This is a genomic window from Mycobacterium sp. 29Ha (assembly GCF_032883055.1).
Taxonomy (GTDB): domain Bacteria; phylum Actinomycetota; class Actinomycetes; order Mycobacteriales; family Mycobacteriaceae; genus Mycobacterium; species Mycobacterium gallinarum.
Genome location: NZ_JAMQTI010000021.1, coordinates 44,972 through 60,526, shown reverse-complemented (window position 1 = coordinate 60,526; position 15,555 = coordinate 44,972). Strand labels below are relative to the sequence as shown.

The window sequence follows — 15,555 nt, the reverse complement described above, 5'->3', positions numbered from 1 at the left end:
CGTCATAGGCATCGCCGTGCAGACCCCCGGAATCTTCAAGAAACTCGATCCTCGTCGGCGTCGCTCGCGCGTCAACCCCGACGGCACGATGTCGCTGGTCGAGCATCTCCACGAACTGCGGACGCGCCTACTGCTCTCCGTCTGCGCGATCGTGGTGACGACGATCCTCGGCTTCCTCTGGTACACCCACGGTGTCTTCGGGCTGCCCAGCCTGGGCGACTGGCTGCGGGGACCCTACTGCGCACTGCCCGCGTCGGACCGCGCGACCATCGCGCCCGACGGCGCCTGCCGACTGCTCGCCACCGCCCCGTTCGACCAGTTCATGCTTCGTCTGAAGGTTTCGCTGACGGCGGGGATCGTGATGGCATGCCCCGTCTGGCTGTATCACCTGTGGGCGTTCATCACCCCTGGCTTGTACAAGAAGGAACGGCGCTTCGCCGTCGCGTTCGTCGCCATCGGCGCCATCCTGTTCATCGCGGGAGCGGTGCTGGCCTACGTGGTGCTGTCGACCGCCCTCGGATTCCTGTTGACCGTCGGCAACGACGTCCAGGTGACGGCGCTGTCCGGCGACCAGTACTTCGGATTCCTGATCAACCTGCTGCTGGTGTTCGGCTTCAGCTTCGAGTTCCCGCTGCTGATCGTCATGCTGAACTTCGTCGGAATCCTGCCCTACGAGAAGCTCAAGAAGTGGCGACGCGGCCTGATCTTCGGGCTCTTCGTGTTCGCCGCGTTCTTCACGCCCGGCTCGGATCCCTTCTCGATGCTCGCACTGGCAATGGCGCTCACGGTGCTGCTCGAGTTCGCGATCCAGATCGCGCGCCTCCACGACAAACGCAAGGCGCGTCGCGAGGCCCTCGAAGAGATTCCCGACGAACAGGCCGCACCCATCGGCGGTGTCGAGCAGATCGACGCGCCCGCCGCCGTGCCGACGGCCTCGCGGCTCGTGGTCGATGACGACGCCACCTGACGGGCCCCTCCTGGCCGGCTTCACCGAAGGGCTGCCGTTCAGTCTCGACCCGTTCCAGCGGACCGCGTGCGAGGCGCTGGAGAACGGCCACGGCGTGCTGGTCTGCGCGCCGACGGGTGCGGGTAAGACCGTGGTCGGGGAATTCGCCGTCCACCTGGCGCTGGCGGCGGGCCGGAAGTGCTTCTACACCACGCCCATCAAGGCGCTGAGCAACCAGAAGCACAACGATCTGGCGCGCCGGTACGGTGCCGAGAAGATCGGCCTGCTGACCGGCGACCAGTCGATCAACGGCGACGCCGACATCGTGGTGATGACCACCGAAGTGCTTCGGAACATGCTGTACGCGAATTCTCCTGCACTACATGGACTTTCCCACGTCGTGATGGACGAGGTGCACTTCCTGGCCGACCGGATGCGCGGTGCGGTCTGGGAGGAAGTGATCCTGCATCTACCGGACGACGTTCTGCTGGTGAGCCTTTCGGCGACAGTGAGCAACGCCGAGGAGTTCGGCGGTTGGATCCAGACGGTGCGCGGCGACACCACGGTGGTGGTCGACGAACACCGCCCCGTCCCGCTGTGGCAGCACGTCATGGTCGGCAAGCGGGTGTTCGACCTGTTCGACTATCGCGCGACGGGCGCGAAGCAGGCATCCCGTCGACCTGGGCGCGAATTGCTGGTCGATCCGGAGTTGTTACGTCACATCTCACATCGACTTGAAGCCGACCGGCTTGCCGATTGGCAGCCGCGTGGCCGGGGTCGCAATCGTGACCGTCCGAGCATCTACCGGGGCCCGAGCCGGCCCGACGTGATCGGCACCCTGGAGCGGGAGAACCTACTCCCCGCGATCACGTTCATCTTCTCGCGGGCCGGGTGCGACGCCGCCGTCAAGCAGTGCCTGCGCTCGTCGCTGCGGCTCACGACGAACGAAGAACGCGCCCGCATTGCCGAGGTGATCGACCGCCGGTGCGCTGACCTGCCCGAAGCCGACCTGATCATTCTCGACTACCACGAATGGCGCGAGGGGCTGCTGCGCGGCCTCGCGGCCCACCACGCCGGCATGTTGCCGGTGTTCCGCCACACCGTGGAGGAGTTGTTCGTCGCAGGACTGGTAAAGGCTGTTTTCGCTACGGAGACACTGGCTTTGGGAATCAACATGCCCGCGCGGACAGTGGTGCTCGAACGTCTGGTGAAGTTCAACGGCGAACAGCACATGCCGTTGACGCCGGGGGAGTACACGCAATTGACCGGCCGCGCCGGACGCCGGGGTATCGACGTGGAGGGCCACGCGGTGGTGCTGTGGACTCCCGATGTCGATCCCGCCGAGGTCGCCGGTCTCGCGTCCACCCGTACCTTCCCCCTGCGCAGTTCCTTTGCGCCGTCGTACAACATGACCATCAACCTGGTGCACCAGATGGGCCCCGCACAGGCACACAAGCTGCTGGAGAGTTCGTTTGCGCAATATCAGGCGGACCGGTCGGTCGTGGGTTTGGTGCGCGGCATCGAACGTGGTGAGAAGATGCTCGAGGAGATCGCGGCCGAACTGACCGACGGTGAGCCGATCAAGGGTCGAGAGATTCCGATTCTGAACTACGTGCGGTTGCGGCTGCAGATCTCCGAACGCGAGCGGGCACAGTCCAGAGCGTCACGGCTGCAACGGCGCAAGGCTGCCGACGACGCACTGGAGTCGCTGCGCCGCGGTGACATCATCACCATCACGCAGGGCAGGCGAGGCGGGCTGGCCGTGGTCCTGGAACCTGCGCGGGACAGCGAAGATCCACGACCGCTGGTGCTGACCGAACACCGCTGGGCCGGACGGATCTCGTCCGCGGACTACTCAGGGGCATCGGCACCGCTGGGGTCCATGTCGCTGCCCAAGCGAGTGGAACACCGCAACCCCCGAGCGCGGCGCGACCTCGCCTCGGCGTTGCGGTCGGCCGCCGCCGGACTCGACGCTCCGGCGGGCAAGCGCAAGCGCAGCGGTGAGCCCGCCGAACGCGACGTCGATCCCGAATTGGCGTCGCTGCGTGAGCAGGTTCGCCGGCATCCCGCACATCAACTGGCCGATCGAGAGGAAAAGGCGCGGCTTGCCGAGCGGTATCTGCGCGTCGAGCGGGACAACGAACAGATCCGGCAGAAGGTCGCGGCGGCGACGAACTCACTGGCGCGAACGTTCGACAAGATCGTGACGCTGCTGACCGAACGGGGCTTCATCGAGGCCGGCGCGAGCGAGGCCGACCCGAAGGTCACCGCCGACGGCCGCGTGCTGGCCCGGATCTACAGCGAGAGCGATCTGCTGGTCGCCGAATCCCTGCGCAGCGGCATCTGGGAGGGTCTGGACGCCGCGGAGCTGGCCGCGGTGCTGTCGGCGGTGCTCTACGAGTCACGGGGCGACACGCCGACCGCACCGGGCGGTGCCGACGTCGCGACCGGCAAGATGCGGCGCGCGCTGAATCAGACCCGCAGGCTGTGGACCGAACTGCGCGCCGACGAACAGCGCCACCGGATCAGTCACAGCCGCGAACCTGACGAAGGATTCGTCGCCGCCATTTATCGCTGGGCTTCCACGGGCGACCTCACCAGGGCGCTGGCGGCAGCGGACACCGGCGGCACCGGGTCCCCGCTGTCGGCAGGTGATTTCGTACGCTGGTGCCGCCAAGTTCTGGACCTACTCGATCAGGTGCGTAACGCAGCGCCCGACCCAGCGCTGCGGGCGACCGCGAAACGCGCGATCAACGACGTTCGGCGAGGCGTCGTAGCTGTTGATGCGGGGTAGGGTGTGGCAAGCAAGCACCGGGTGATCAAGGAGTGAGATGAGCGGACCGCAGGGATCTGACCCGACGCAGCACTGGACCGGCGGCCAGCAGCCGGACCAGCCCGCGGAGCAGCCGGCAAGCGATCCGACCAACCAGTGGCAGCAGCAGCCTGCGGCCAGCGAGCCGACCACGGCCGCGCCGCAGTGGCAGCCGCCGGCGTATGACCCGTCGCAACAACAGCAGCCGCCGGCGTACGACCCGTCACAGCCGCAAGCTGCTGCCTACGACCCGTCACAGCAACAGCACTACGGCCAGTACCCGCAGCAGCCGGCATACCAGCCGCCGCAGGAGTACCAGCAGCCCACCGAGTACGGCCAGCAGGCCTACCCGCAGCAGGGTCAGTACGGTCAGCAGCCCGGCTACGACCCGTCCAGTCAGTACGCGACGCAGTACGGCCAGCCCGGGCAGTACGGCCAGCAGCCGACGCAGTACGGCCAGCCCGGTCAGTACGGTCAGCAGCCCGGTCAGTTCGGGCAGCCCGGTCAGTTCGGCGCGCCCGGCACCGAGGAGGGGTCGAAGCGCTCACTGGCGGTCATCGGCGGTGTGATCGGCCTGCTCGCGGCGGTCATCGTGGCCGTGGTGCTCGTGATGGGCTTCTGGAAGCCCGGTTTCTTCGTCACCACCAAGCTCGATATCGATGCGGCGCAGACCGGTGTACAGCGGGTGCTGACCGATGAGGCCAATGGCTACGGCGCCAAGAACGTGTCCAACGTCAAGTGCAACGACGGCCAGAACCCGACGGTCGAGAAGGGTGGCACCTTCGACTGCGAGGTCAGCATCGACGGAACCAAGCGCCAGGTGACGGTGACCTTCCAGGACGACAGCGGCACCTATGAGGTCGGCCGCCCCAAGTAACTAGCGGTTCGGCAACTCGTCGAGCGCCTTCTGCAGTCGGGCGATCGACGACGTGACGCCGTACTGCTCGGCGAGTTTGACGACCTTGCGCGGGTGTTCGGCGGCCAGCGGCAGGGTGTCGGACGACGTCGACCAATCGAGCTTGGCGTCGGGGGCCAGGTTGCTGGCCACCCGCACCACCGGCCCGGCTTTCTCGATGTAGTCCATGGCGTTCAGCAGTTTCGTCCGATATGCCTTGGACATCTTGGACTTTGGATCGTGTGCGGCGGCCAGAATGTTCTCCAGCGAGCCGTGCTGGGCCAGTAGCGTCGCCGCCGTCTTGTCCCCGACACCCGGTATGCCGGGCAGACCGTCGGACGGGTCGCCGCGCATCATCGCGAGTTCGGCGTAGGCGGCACCGGCCCGCTCGACCGGCACCTTATAGGTCTCGGCCACCTCTTCCGGTCCCCACTTGGACGCCTTCGCCAGGCCGCGACCCAGATAGAGCACCCGGACGGGCACCGGCTCGTCGCGCACGAGCTGCAAGAGGTCCCGATCACCGCTGACGACGACCACCGGATCGCGTCGCTCATGAATGGCCAGCGTGCCCAGGATGTCGTCGGCCTCGCATTCCGGGGCGCCTGCTGTCGCGATGCCGAACGCGTCCAGGATCTCCATGATCATGTCGACCTGCGGTGTCAGGTCGTCGGGCACCTCCTCGACGTCAGGCTCGTCGCCGGGGTTCTCCTCGACCACCCGGTGCGCCTTGTACGACGGGATCAGGTCGACGCGCCACTGCGGCCGCCAATCGTCGTCACGGCACACCACCAGGCGGCTCGGCCGTTCACGGGTGATGACCGTCGCGACGGCGTCCAGGAAGCCGCGCAGCGCGTTGACCGGCCGCCCGTCGGGCGCCGTGATCGACGAGGGCACACCGAAGTACGAGCGAAACCACATGCTGGCGCCGTCGAGCAAGACCAGGGGAGCGGACACGGTTTCAAACAGTAGCGTGGGGTATGGCCTTCGCCGTTGACCGAATCGACCACGTGGTGCTCAACTGCCGCGACGTCGAGCAGACCGTCGACTGGTATGTGCGGGTGCTGGGCGCAGGGGCCGATGACGTCACACTACTGCCGGGATCCCGCCGGCAACCTGATCGAGGTCGCCAGCTATCGGGTCGATTAGCCTGAAAGTCATGCCCGCCACCAGCACTGCGCGATTCGACACCGACGTATACGCACACCGTCTGCGGGTGGCCGCCGCCGCGGCAGCCGATGCGGGCCTGACCGGCCTGGTCATCACGCCGGGCTACGATCTGCGATATCTGGTCGGCTCCCGTGCGCAGACCTTCGAACGGCTGACGGCGCTGGTACTGCCCACGACCGGCGAGGCCACGGTCGTGGTGCCGCGGCTGGAGCTGGCGTCGCTGAGAGACTCGGCGGTGACCGAATTGCCTGTGGTGGTGCGTGATTGGGTGGACGGCGACGATCCCTACGCATTGGTGGCCGACGCGCTCGGTGGGGCGCCGGCAGCCGTCGCGGTGACCGACGCGATGCCCGCCTTGCACCTCCTCCCGCTGGCCGACGTGCTCGGGGTGGTTCCCGTGCTGGCCACCGACGTGCTGCGCCGGTTGCGAATGATCAAGGATCCCGCCGAGATCGACGCACTGCGCAAGGCAGGCGCGGCGATCGACCGGGTGCACGCCCGCGTCCCTGAGTTCTTGGTGCCCGGCCGCACCGAAGCCGACGTGGCGGCCGATATCGCCGATGCGATTGTCGCCGAGGGGCATTCGGAGGTCGCGTTCATCATCGTCGGCTCCGGACCGCATGGCGCCGATCCGCACCACGAATGCTCTGACCGTGAACTGCGGGCCGGCGACATCGTCGTCGTGGACATCGGCGGTCCGTACGAGCCCGGCTACAACTCCGACTCCACCCGGACCTACAGCATCGGCGAGCCCGATCCGGAGGTCGCGCGGCGCTACGCCGTTCTCCAGCGCGCCCAGCAGGCCGCGGTCGACGCGGTGCGGCCCGGCGTCACCGCAGAGCAGGTCGACGCCACCGCCCGCGACCTGCTGGCCGCGGCAGGACTGGCCGACGCGTTCGTCCACCGCACCGGACACGGCATCGGGTTGTCGGTGCACGAGGAGCCCTACATCGTCGCGGGAAACGATCTGCCCCTCGAGGAGGGCATGGCGTTCTCCGTCGAGCCCGGCATCTATTTCCCTGGCCAGTGGGGTGCACGGATCGAGGACATCGTGATCGTCACGGCGGATGGCGCCCTCTCGGTCAACAACCGCCCCCACGACCTGGTCGTCGTGCCTGCGGGCTAGTCGGGCGAGCGGTCCAGCAGGTCCGAGGACCCCAGCACTCGCTCGACGCGGACCTCGATCACCACGCGCTTGGGGTTGGGCCGTGGTGTTCGGTACCGCTGCGCGTACCGCAATTCGGCATCGCGCACCGCGTCCGGGTCGGGGTTGACCGTCGCCTTGCCTTCCAGGGACAGCCATCGCGCGCCGTCGACCTGGCTCAGGACCGCGACACCCTGCTTCTCGGCGTTGACCGCCTTTTGGGAGCCGCCCGAGGTGATCACCCGGGCGATGTGCGTCTTGGGATCGAAGGTGAAGCCCACGGCCACCACGTGCGGCGAATTGTCCGACCGGAGCGTGGCCAGCATGGCCAAGTGGCGTTCGGAGAGGAACGCGATCGCGTCGTTCGTGAGTCGGGTTGTTGCCCGACGACTTGACTGGGCCATCAGGGCCCAACTTAGCGCAGGCCATAATCGCAACCGTGGATGACACGGCCGATACCGAGTTCGTCGTGATCTTCGGCGGACGCAGCGAGATCGGACTCGAGGTGGCGAAACGGTTGGCGCCCGGATCGACCGTGCTGCTGGCGGCGCGCCGCTGCGGCGATCTCGATCAACAGGTCGCGGCGGTGCGAGCAGCCGGTGCCGCCGCGGTGGCGGTGCGTGAGTTCGATGCCGACGCGCTGGCGACGCACCGCCCGCTCGTCGACTCGATCGTCGCCGACTTCGGTCCGATCGACACCGCGGTGCTCGCGTTCGGGATTCTCGGCGACCAGACCCGCGCCGAGCGGGACCCCGCGCATGCGGCGGCGATCCTGCACACCGACTTCGTCGCACAGGCCAGCCTCTTGACAGTGCTGGCCGCCACGATGTCAGCCGCAGGTTACGGCCGCATCGTGGCGTTCTCCTCGATCGCGGGCGCCCGCGTGCGGCGAGCCAACTACGTCTACGGTTCCGCCAAAGCGGGACTCGAAGGCTTCTGCAGCGGGCTGGCCGACGCGCTGCACGGATCCGGGGTACGGCTACTGGTGGTGCGGCCAGGTTTCGTGATCGGACGGATGACCGAGGGAATGAAGCCGGCGCCGCTGTCGAGCACCCCGCAGCAGGTAGCGGACGCGGTAGTGCGGGCACTGCGCAAGGGCCGCGCCACGGTGTGGGTTCCCGGGGCGATCGCAGTACTGGCGTTCGCCTTCCGAATGACGCCGCGGTTCGTGTGGCGAAGGATGCCCAGATGATCATCGTCGTTGGAATCGGCGCCGACGGCATGTCTGGCCTGGCGCAGGCGTCGCGGGCCGAATTGGCCCGGGCCACAGTCGTTCACGGGTCACGACGTCAGCTGGATCTGCTGGACGGCAGTCTCACCGCTGTGCGCCGGGCGTGGCCGACACCGATGTTGCCGGCGCTGCGCACGATCCTCGACGGGGCCACCGGCGATGTGCACGTGGTGGCCAGCGGCGACCCGCTGCTGCACGGCGTGGGCACCTCGCTGATCCGGCTGCACGGCGCCGAGAATGTCGTCGTGCTGCCGCACGTGTCGTCGGTGACGTTGGCATGTTCGCGGGTCGGGTGGGCGGTGCAGGACACCGAGATCATCAGCCTCGTCACCAGCGAGCCACACACCGCGGTACGGCGCGGCGGGCAGGCCGTCGTGCTGTCCCGGGACTCCACCAGCCCGGCGGCGTTGGCAAGGTTGCTCACCGACACCGGGCGCGGTGACGCGGAGATCACCGTGCTCGAGCAGCTCGGCGGCCCTGCAGAGCGGCGCCGTACGGCCACCGCACGTGAGTGGGCCGCCCGCCCGCCGGGCGATGTCGACGATCTCAACGTGATCGCCGTGCGATACCTGCCCGACGAGCGCCGGTTCGCAATAATGCCCGACGAGGCGTACGCCAACGACGGCCAGATCACCAAACAGCCGGTGCGCGCGTTGACCCTGGCCGCGCTCGCACCGAGGCCGGGCGAACTGCTGTGGGACGTCGGGGCCGGGTCGGGAAGCATCGCGATCGAGTGGTGCCGCAGCGGACCGGGCTGTCATGCGGTCGCATTCGAACGCGACGAAGGGCGACGCAAGCGCATCACCGAGAACGCGATTGCCTTCGGCGCCCGCGTCGAGGTTCAGGTCGACGCACCCGGCACGTTCGATTCCGTGCCGCCGCCCGCCGCGATCTTCATCGGCGGGGGCCTGACGCAGCCGGGCCTGCTCGAGGCGTGCTACGACCGGCTGACGGTGGGCGGGCGCCTCGTCGTGAACACCGTGACGGTTGAGTCGGAAGCGGTTGTCGCCGAATGGTATTCGCGATATGGCGGGCATCTTGTCCGATTCGAGTATCAACGAGGCGAGCCGCTGGGCGGGTTCACCGGATGGCGGCCGGCGATGCCCATCACGCAGTGGTCGGTGACCAAACGATGACCGTGTACTTCATCGGGGCAGGCCCGGGCGCGGCCGATCTCATCACCGTGCGCGGCCAACGGCTGCTCAATCGCTGCCCGGTCTGCCTTTATGCCGGCTCGATCATGCCCGAGGACCTGCTCGCACTGTGCCCACCCGACGCAAGGGTGATCGACACCGGCCCCCTGGCGTTGGACGCGATCATCACCGAGATCGCCGACGCCAACGCCGCGGGTCATGATGTGGCCCGGCTGCATTCCGGCGACCCGTCGATCTACAGCGCGGTCGCCGAGCAGTGCCGCCGCCTCGACGCACTTGGCATCGACTACGAAATCGTGCCCGGCGTACCAGCTTTCGCGGCGGCCGCTGCGGCACTCGGACGAGAGCTCACCGTCCCCGGAGTGGCGCAGACCGTCACGCTCACCCGGGTGGCGACACTGTCGACGGCGATGCCGCCGGGCGAGGATCTGGCGACGCTGTCGGCCTCCGGCGGCACCCTGGTTCTCCATCTCGCCGCCGCACAGATCGATGCGATCGTCCCGCAGTTGCTGGCAGGCGGATACCGGCCCGAAACGCCATGTGCCGTCGTGGCGTTCGCCAGTTGGCCTCAACAACAGATCGTCCGGTGCACGCTCGCCCATCTCGCCGAGCAGATGCATTCCGCCGAGATCACCCGGACCGCGGTCATCGTCGTCGGCGAGGTGCTCGCCGCCGAAGGCTTCGCCGACAGCTACCTCTACTCCGCCGGTCGGGCCCGCCAGGAACGGCATTGATGCGGATCCTGTTGCTGGGCGGTACGTCTGAGGCCCGTGCGCTGGCGGCCCGGCTGCATCCTGACGACGAGGTGATCAGTTCCCTGGCCGGCCGGGTGCCCGACCCGGCGCTGCCGGCGGGTCAGGTGCGGATCGGCGGATTCGGCGGTGTCGACGGGCTGCAAGACTGGTTACGCGAAAACGTCGTCGACGCAGTCGTCGACGCCACCCATCCGTTCGCGGCGACCATCACGGCCAATGCCGCCGCGGCGTGCCGGGAGCTCGGCGTGCCGCATCTGCTGCTGGCCCGGCCCGCCTGGCCCTCCGCTGATGCCATCATGGTGACGTCTGATGTTCAGGCCGCAGAAGTGGTTGCAGAACAAGGCTTTTCGCGGGTGTTCCTGACGACGGGACGCACCGGGACGGCCGCATTCAAAGACGCCGATGCCTGGTTCCTGATCCGCGCGGTGACCGCGCCGGACGCGGCCGCGCTGCCGGCGCACCATCGGATCCTGTTGTCGCGCGGTCCCTACCGCTACGAGGGCGAGCTGGAATTGTTGCGTGAACACCGCATCGACGTCTTGGTGACCAAGAACAGCGGCGGCGCGATGACCCGACCCAAGCTCGACGCGGCGGCCGCGCTGAGCATCCCTGTGGTCATGGTCGAGCGCCCGGCGTTGCCGCCGGGCGTTCGAACGGTGACCACGGTCGACGACGCGGTCGCGTGGGTCAGGACGATTGGTAGGAGTTGATCAGTTCGAGCGTTTCCAGCTCGCGGATGGCCTGGCAGCCGCGGCTGAGCATGGCCAGCATCATGTCGTCGCCGCGGTCGGTGGTGGCCGCGAAGGCGGTACCGAGGGCGACGAGCAGCGGAACCTGTACGGCGCCGAGACGGTAATCGCGCCAACAGGTTTCGGCGTCGTAATCCGTTATCCCGTACCCGATCAACGCTTGGTGATAGGTCTCGACGAGGCCGCGCTCGACGTCGGCGCGCAACGCCGGTTCCAAGCTCGTCCCGGTGAAGTAGGCGAGGTCGCGTCCCGGCAGTCCGATTCCGACGGTCTGCCAGTCGACGACGGTGATGCGGGTGCGGTCCGGGTCGAACAACATGTTGTCGAGCCGGTAGTCGCCGTGCATGAGTGCGAACCGTTTCGGCTCGGCCCTCAGCCACGTGGTGACGGAAGCCATCGAAGCGACCAGGGTTTCCTGATCCTCGGGGCTGATGCGCGCGCCGAGCCGGTCGAGCACGATGTCGGCGGCCATCGTCGAGATGTCGCCGAGGCCCTTGGCGGCGTCGTCGTCGCCGGGTTTCGGCATGGCGATGGCGGCCAGATCCATCCACTCCGGGTCACACCAGCTCGGGCCGTGCAGGCCGGCCAGCGCTTCCACCGCCAGCCGGGCCTCCTGTTCGGTGCAGCCGGCGATCTGATCGCCCTGCACCGCAGGCGCCATGTCACCGAGCAGCAGCACGACATCGGCGCCGTCGGAGGAGATGTCGCAGTAAAAGCTCCGGGGTACCGGGATGCGCATCCGGTCGGCGATCCGCGAGTAGAACTCGACCTCCGACCGGTAGCCGAGCGCCACCCGTTCGCGGACCGCATCGTCTTGCGCGGAGAGCTTGACCGCAAACGAGTTCGGCAGGCCCGCCTGCGGAGTGGCATACGTCGCCGAAACCCGATACGTGGCACCGGTCTGGCCGGTACCGATCGCGGTGACGTCGACCTCGCTCACGTCGGCGTCGAGCACCGACCCCAGCCATGCCGCCGTTACATCTTCGGGTCCGTGTGGAATGCCCATGGTCGTCAGATCCTAGGTGGGTAGCGCCGGGGCGTGAAGACGGTGTCCCCTTCGTCGCTCAGGTACCACTGCGTCTGAGACGAACCGACGATCAGCAGGGTGCGCATGTCGACGTCGGCGGGATCGAGATCGGCCAACCGCACCACCCGCACCTCTTCGTTCGGACCGGAGACGTCGCGGCCGATCACCACCGGCGTACCCGGGTCACGATGTTCGAGCAGCAGCTCGCGCATCGCACCGACCTGCCAGGTTCTGCTCTTGGATGCGGGGTTGTAGATGGCCAGCACCAGGTCGGCCGTCGCAGCGGCGGTCAGTCGCGCCGCGATCACCTCCCATGGCTTGAGCCGGTCGGACAGCGAGATGACGGCGTAGTCGTGGCCCAGCGGCGCCCCGACCCGGCTCGCGACCGCCTGCGCCGCAGTCATCGCCGGGATGACCCGCACCGCCACCCCGGGCCATTCCTTGGCCTCCTCGAGCACCGCAGTCGCCATCGCGAACACTCCAGGGTCGCCCGAGGACACCACCGCGACGGCGCGGCCCTGTTCGGCCAGTGTGCATGCTAAGCGGGCCCGCGCGGGTTCATCGGTGTTGTCGCTGGGGTGGCGGCGCTGACCGTCGCGAGTGCCGACGCGGTCCAGGTAGGGGCCATAGCCGATGAGGTCGGTGGCCAGCGCGAGCTCGCGGCGGCTCTGCGGGGTCATCCACTCGACGTCGCCGGGCCCGAGTCCGACCACCGCGACGCTGCCGCGCTGCGTCTCGGGCCGGGGGGTTCCCGGCAGCATCGCCAGCGAGAAGTAGGGAACCGATGTCTCGTCGACGTCCGCGGCGGCCAGCACTCGTTGCGCCGGTGTGCTCGCGCGCTCCACGTAGAAGGTCTCATCGAGGCGACCCGCCGACGAAAGCGCTTCGCGCACTGCCGGATACGAACGGCCGAGCTTGAGGATGACGGCCGCGTCGGTGTCGGCCAGCCTGCGCTTGAGTTCGTCGACCGGAAGGGTCCCCGGCAGGATCGTCAGCACCTCCTCGCCCTGGACGAGGGGAGTGCCGGTCGCCGCCGACGCAGCGCTCACCGACGTGACGCCGGGGACGATCACCGCGTCGAACCGCTCGGTCAGCCGGGTGTGCATGTGCATATAGGAGCTGTAGAACAGCGGATCGCCCTCCGCGAGGAGGGCGACGTCGCGGCCCGCCTCGAGATGTACCGCGATCCGATCGGCGGACTCACGGTAGAAATCCTCCATCGCCCCGGCGTAGCCGCCGGGATGTTCCGTGGTCTCGGTGGTCACCGGGTACACCAGGTGCTCTTCGATCTGGCCGGCACGTAGATAAGGCTCGGCGATGCCACGCGCAATGCTCTTCCCGTGCCGGGCACTGTGGTACGCGACGACGTCGGCCGCGCCGATGACCCGTGCCGCCTTGACCGTCACCAGCTCAGGGTCGCCGGGACCGAGCCCTACGCCCCAGAGAGTTCCCCGCTTCTCAGTCATTCGCGTTCTTGCGCAATCGAATTCACGGCGGCCGCGGCCATCGCGCTGCCTCCGCGGCGGCCTGTCACGACCAGATACGACATTCCGCGGGGCCGCTGGATCAACTCCTGTTTGGACTGTGCGGAGCCGACGAACCCGACCGGTCCGCCCAGTACCGCGGCGGGTGTTGGGGCGCCGTCGTCGAGGAGTTCCAGGAGACGGAACAGCGCGGTCGGCGCGTTGCCGATCGCGACCACCGCACCACCGAGCCGGTCGGCCCACAGATCCACACCCGCGGCGGACCGCGTGCTGCCGAGTCGCTCGGCCAACTCGGGCGCCCGTTCGTCGGCGACAAGCGAGACGACGTCGTTTCCGGCCGGCAGCCGAGATTTGGTGATGCCGGCGGCCACCATCGACGAGTCGCACAGCACCGGGGCTCCGGCGACGAGTGCGGCGTGGGCCTTCGCGACGACGTCGTCGCTGTAGGCGACATGATCGGCGACATCGACCTGCCCGCAGGTGTGGATCAGCCGGACCACGACACGGGCGACGTCATCGGGAAACCGCGACAGGTCCGCCTCGTCGCGAATGGTCGCGAACGACTGCCGGTAGATCTCGGCGGCGTCACGGATGTAGTCGAGCACCCGATCACCCTACGGGTGGGTGTCCCGCGGCCGGTATCCGTCTCCGGTCGCGACCAGCACGTCACCTGTCGCAGGGCTGCCGCAGGCACGGTCGCATCCGACGAAGTGCCGATGACCGGTCGCCGGCCCGTCGATCGCCATGGCCACGGCGGCGGCGGCGTCGGCTCGGACGTCGGCAGCGGAGCGCTCACAGCCCGGGCTGCCAGTGCATGCACTGACCGACAACCACGGCGAGTTCTCGTCGAACACCAGACCCATGGGCGCCAGTACCCGCAGCGCAACGTCGGCGACGTCCTCGGTGAGGTCGAATACGAGCACCGAACGCCAGGGCGTGATCACCATCGGCGCGTTGATGGCCGCAAGGTACTCGGCGACACGGGCGTTGAGGACGCCCAGCGGAACAGCGGCGCCCAGCGCGACGCACCCGTCGTTCTGCTCGATCCAGCCGACCGGCGGCCGACTCACCGGGGGCCACGTCGCACCGGGTTCGGCGGTCAACGGGAATCCCGCCAGCAGTTGCGCCGTGTCGTCGAGCTCGCTGATGCGCCAGTGTGTTCCGCGACTGGTGGCGAACCGGTCCGCCACCGTCACGAGCGTTCGGACCGCGTCGCCGGGCGGCACCCGCACGCCGGTATCGCGGCCGGCCAGCAGCAGCGCCGCCGAATCACCGATGATCTGGACCCCGGCATCGACTCCCAGTCCGCTGATGTCGCCGCGTCCGTCGTCGATGCCGAACAGGAATCTGCCGGTCAGCCCCGCCAGCGCCGGCTGCCCCCGGATCGCATGGTCGAGTTCCGCGACCATCGCACGGATGTCGGCATCTTCGCCGACCCGACCGGACAGCGGTGAGGCGACGATGTTGCGCACCCGCTCGTGGGTCGCTGAGGGCAGCAGACCCGACGCCACCAACGCCTCGGTGACCGCGGTGGTGTCGGTGACAGCGCGGATCTGGACGTTGCCGCGCGAGGTCAGTTCCATTGCCGGGGACGCCCACTGCGTCGCCGCGAGCGCCAGCGATTCGAGCTGCTGCGCGGTGATCATCCCGCCCGGAAGCCGCACCCTGGCCAGCGCTCCGTCCGCAGCCTGGTGAACCTGCAGCGCACCCGGGCAGGCATCCTGATCGCGGGTCCTGGCCATCAGTTCACGGTACGCCCGGGTTGCTGGCGTGTTCAGCACGGACTGAGGTAGTCGCCTACGCATGTGTTCTCGACGCGCCGCTCGTAGTTTTCCCTGATAGGAGCCCGGGCAGCCCGGGCGCACACGGTGGGAGAGAGCCATGATCGATCTGACGACGATTACCCGTCCGACTTTCCGCAAGACGGTCGTCCCGTCGCCGGTCGCGATTCCGGCGCCGTCGTCCGAGGGAACGACGCTGATCACCGAACAGCAGGTGCTGTTCGCCACCGCGGCTGCGGTAGCGATGCCACACGTGCGGCCCAGCCGCTGGTCGGTCGCGATGAAGTCGGTGTCTCAGGCGATGAGTGGGCTGGTCCACTCCTCGCGACCGCCTGCGCAGCGTTACCAAGCCCGGCGCTCCCTCTACCTGGAGAACGCCTTGATGTCGCGGGAGATGGGCCGGCTGTGAC

Annotated in this window: 16 protein-coding genes; 10 read left to right on the top strand and 6 right to left on the bottom strand. The window is 68.3% G+C overall.

Annotated elements, in window-relative coordinates:
• Positions 1 to 16: 16 nt before the first annotated feature.
• From tatC to M1248_RS24040, 3 genes are read left to right on the top strand one after another with little or no spacing between them, the layout of a single operon-like run.
• On the top strand, positions 17 to 967 hold the full coding sequence (gene tatC, locus M1248_RS24050; protein WP_317149940.1) for a twin-arginine translocase subunit TatC: 951 nt from the start codon (positions 17 to 19) through the stop codon (positions 965 to 967).
• Positions 951 to 3,740: an RNA helicase gene (locus M1248_RS24045; protein ID WP_317149939.1), complete on the top strand. Its 2,790-nt coding sequence runs from the start codon at positions 951 to 953 to the stop codon at positions 3,738 to 3,740. The genes tatC and M1248_RS24045 overlap by 17 nt, the downstream gene beginning before the upstream one ends.
• Before the next feature lie 37 nt (positions 3,741 to 3,777).
• On the top strand, positions 3,778 to 4,635 hold the full coding sequence (locus M1248_RS24040; protein WP_317149938.1) for a DUF4333 domain-containing protein: 858 nt from the start codon (positions 3,778 to 3,780) through the stop codon (positions 4,633 to 4,635).
• On the opposite strand, the gene M1248_RS24035 is transcribed toward M1248_RS24040, so the two are convergent.
• Positions 4,636 to 5,607 carry a 5'-3' exonuclease gene (locus M1248_RS24035; protein WP_317149937.1) on the bottom strand — a complete coding sequence of 324 codons (972 nt, stop codon included), beginning with the start codon at positions 5,605 to 5,607 and terminating at the stop codon, positions 4,636 to 4,638.
• 23 nt (positions 5,608 to 5,630) lie between these two features.
• Between M1248_RS24035 and M1248_RS24030 the strand changes: the two genes are divergently transcribed.
• Both M1248_RS24030 and M1248_RS24025 read left to right on the top strand, forming a co-directional pair.
• Positions 5,631 to 5,804 (top strand): VOC family protein, encoded by a 174-nt coding sequence (locus M1248_RS24030; protein ID WP_232076097.1) that lies wholly within the window; start codon positions 5,631 to 5,633, stop codon positions 5,802 to 5,804.
• A 5-nt stretch (positions 5,805 to 5,809) separates the two neighbouring features.
• On the top strand, positions 5,810 to 6,946 hold the full coding sequence (locus M1248_RS24025) for a Xaa-Pro peptidase family protein (protein ID WP_317149936.1): 1,137 nt from the start codon (positions 5,810 to 5,812) through the stop codon (positions 6,944 to 6,946).
• Here the strand turns inward: M1248_RS24025 and M1248_RS24020 are convergent.
• On the bottom strand, positions 6,943 to 7,368 hold the full coding sequence (locus tag M1248_RS24020) for a F420-dependent biliverdin reductase (protein WP_163727890.1): 426 nt from the start codon (positions 7,366 to 7,368) through the stop codon (positions 6,943 to 6,945). The two genes, M1248_RS24025 and M1248_RS24020, sit on opposite strands and share 4 nt — an antisense overlap.
• A 35-nt stretch (positions 7,369 to 7,403) precedes the next feature.
• On the opposite strand from M1248_RS24020, the gene M1248_RS24015 reads away from it, so the two are divergent.
• Genes M1248_RS24015 through M1248_RS24000 form a run of 4 tightly spaced genes read left to right on the top strand, consistent with a single transcriptional unit; the run spans position 7,404 to position 10,814 of the window.
• On the top strand, positions 7,404 to 8,156 hold the full coding sequence (locus tag M1248_RS24015; RefSeq protein ID WP_317149935.1) for an SDR family NAD(P)-dependent oxidoreductase: 753 nt from the start codon (positions 7,404 to 7,406) through the stop codon (positions 8,154 to 8,156).
• A complete protein-coding gene (gene cbiE / locus M1248_RS24010; RefSeq protein ID WP_163727895.1) occupies positions 8,153 to 9,331 on the top strand; it encodes a precorrin-6y C5,15-methyltransferase (decarboxylating) subunit CbiE in 1,179 nt (392 codons plus the stop codon). The genes M1248_RS24015 and cbiE overlap by 4 nt, the downstream gene beginning before the upstream one ends.
• The gene (gene cobM, locus M1248_RS24005) at positions 9,328 to 10,083 is read left to right on the top strand and encodes a precorrin-4 C(11)-methyltransferase (protein ID WP_163727898.1); all 756 of its coding nucleotides are present in this window, start codon (positions 9,328 to 9,330) and stop codon (positions 10,081 to 10,083) included. The genes cbiE and cobM overlap by 4 nt, the downstream gene beginning before the upstream one ends.
• On the top strand, positions 10,083 to 10,814 hold the full coding sequence (locus M1248_RS24000; RefSeq protein WP_317149934.1) for a cobalt-precorrin-6A reductase: 732 nt from the start codon (positions 10,083 to 10,085) through the stop codon (positions 10,812 to 10,814). The genes cobM and M1248_RS24000 overlap by 1 nt, the downstream gene beginning before the upstream one ends.
• Here M1248_RS24000 and M1248_RS23995 read toward each other — a convergent pair.
• Genes M1248_RS23995 through cobG form a run of 4 tightly spaced genes read right to left on the bottom strand, consistent with a single transcriptional unit; the run spans position 10,792 to position 15,106 of the window.
• The gene (locus M1248_RS23995) at positions 10,792 to 11,859 is read right to left on the bottom strand and encodes an aminoglycoside phosphotransferase family protein (RefSeq protein WP_317149933.1); all 1,068 of its coding nucleotides are present in this window, start codon (positions 11,857 to 11,859) and stop codon (positions 10,792 to 10,794) included. The two genes, M1248_RS24000 and M1248_RS23995, sit on opposite strands and share 23 nt — an antisense overlap.
• 5 nt (positions 11,860 to 11,864) lie before the next feature.
• Complete coding sequence (locus M1248_RS23990; protein ID WP_163727907.1) at positions 11,865 to 13,346, bottom strand: precorrin-2 C(20)-methyltransferase; 1,482 nt, start codon at positions 13,344 to 13,346, stop codon at positions 11,865 to 11,867.
• The gene (locus M1248_RS23985) at positions 13,343 to 13,969 is read right to left on the bottom strand and encodes a precorrin-8X methylmutase (protein WP_163727910.1); all 627 of its coding nucleotides are present in this window, start codon (positions 13,967 to 13,969) and stop codon (positions 13,343 to 13,345) included. Before M1248_RS23985 ends, M1248_RS23990 begins: the two co-directional genes overlap by 4 nt.
• A 9-nt stretch (positions 13,970 to 13,978) precedes the next feature.
• On the bottom strand, positions 13,979 to 15,106 hold the full coding sequence (gene cobG, locus M1248_RS23980) for a precorrin-3B synthase (RefSeq protein WP_317149932.1): 1,128 nt from the start codon (positions 15,104 to 15,106) through the stop codon (positions 13,979 to 13,981).
• Positions 15,107 to 15,245: 139 nt separating this feature from the next.
• Here cobG and M1248_RS23975 point away from each other — a divergent pair, with 139 nt between their 5' ends.
• The gene (locus tag M1248_RS23975) at positions 15,246 to 15,554 is read left to right on the top strand and encodes a hypothetical protein (protein ID WP_163727916.1); all 309 of its coding nucleotides are present in this window, start codon (positions 15,246 to 15,248) and stop codon (positions 15,552 to 15,554) included.
• Position 15,555 lies beyond the last annotated feature (1 nt).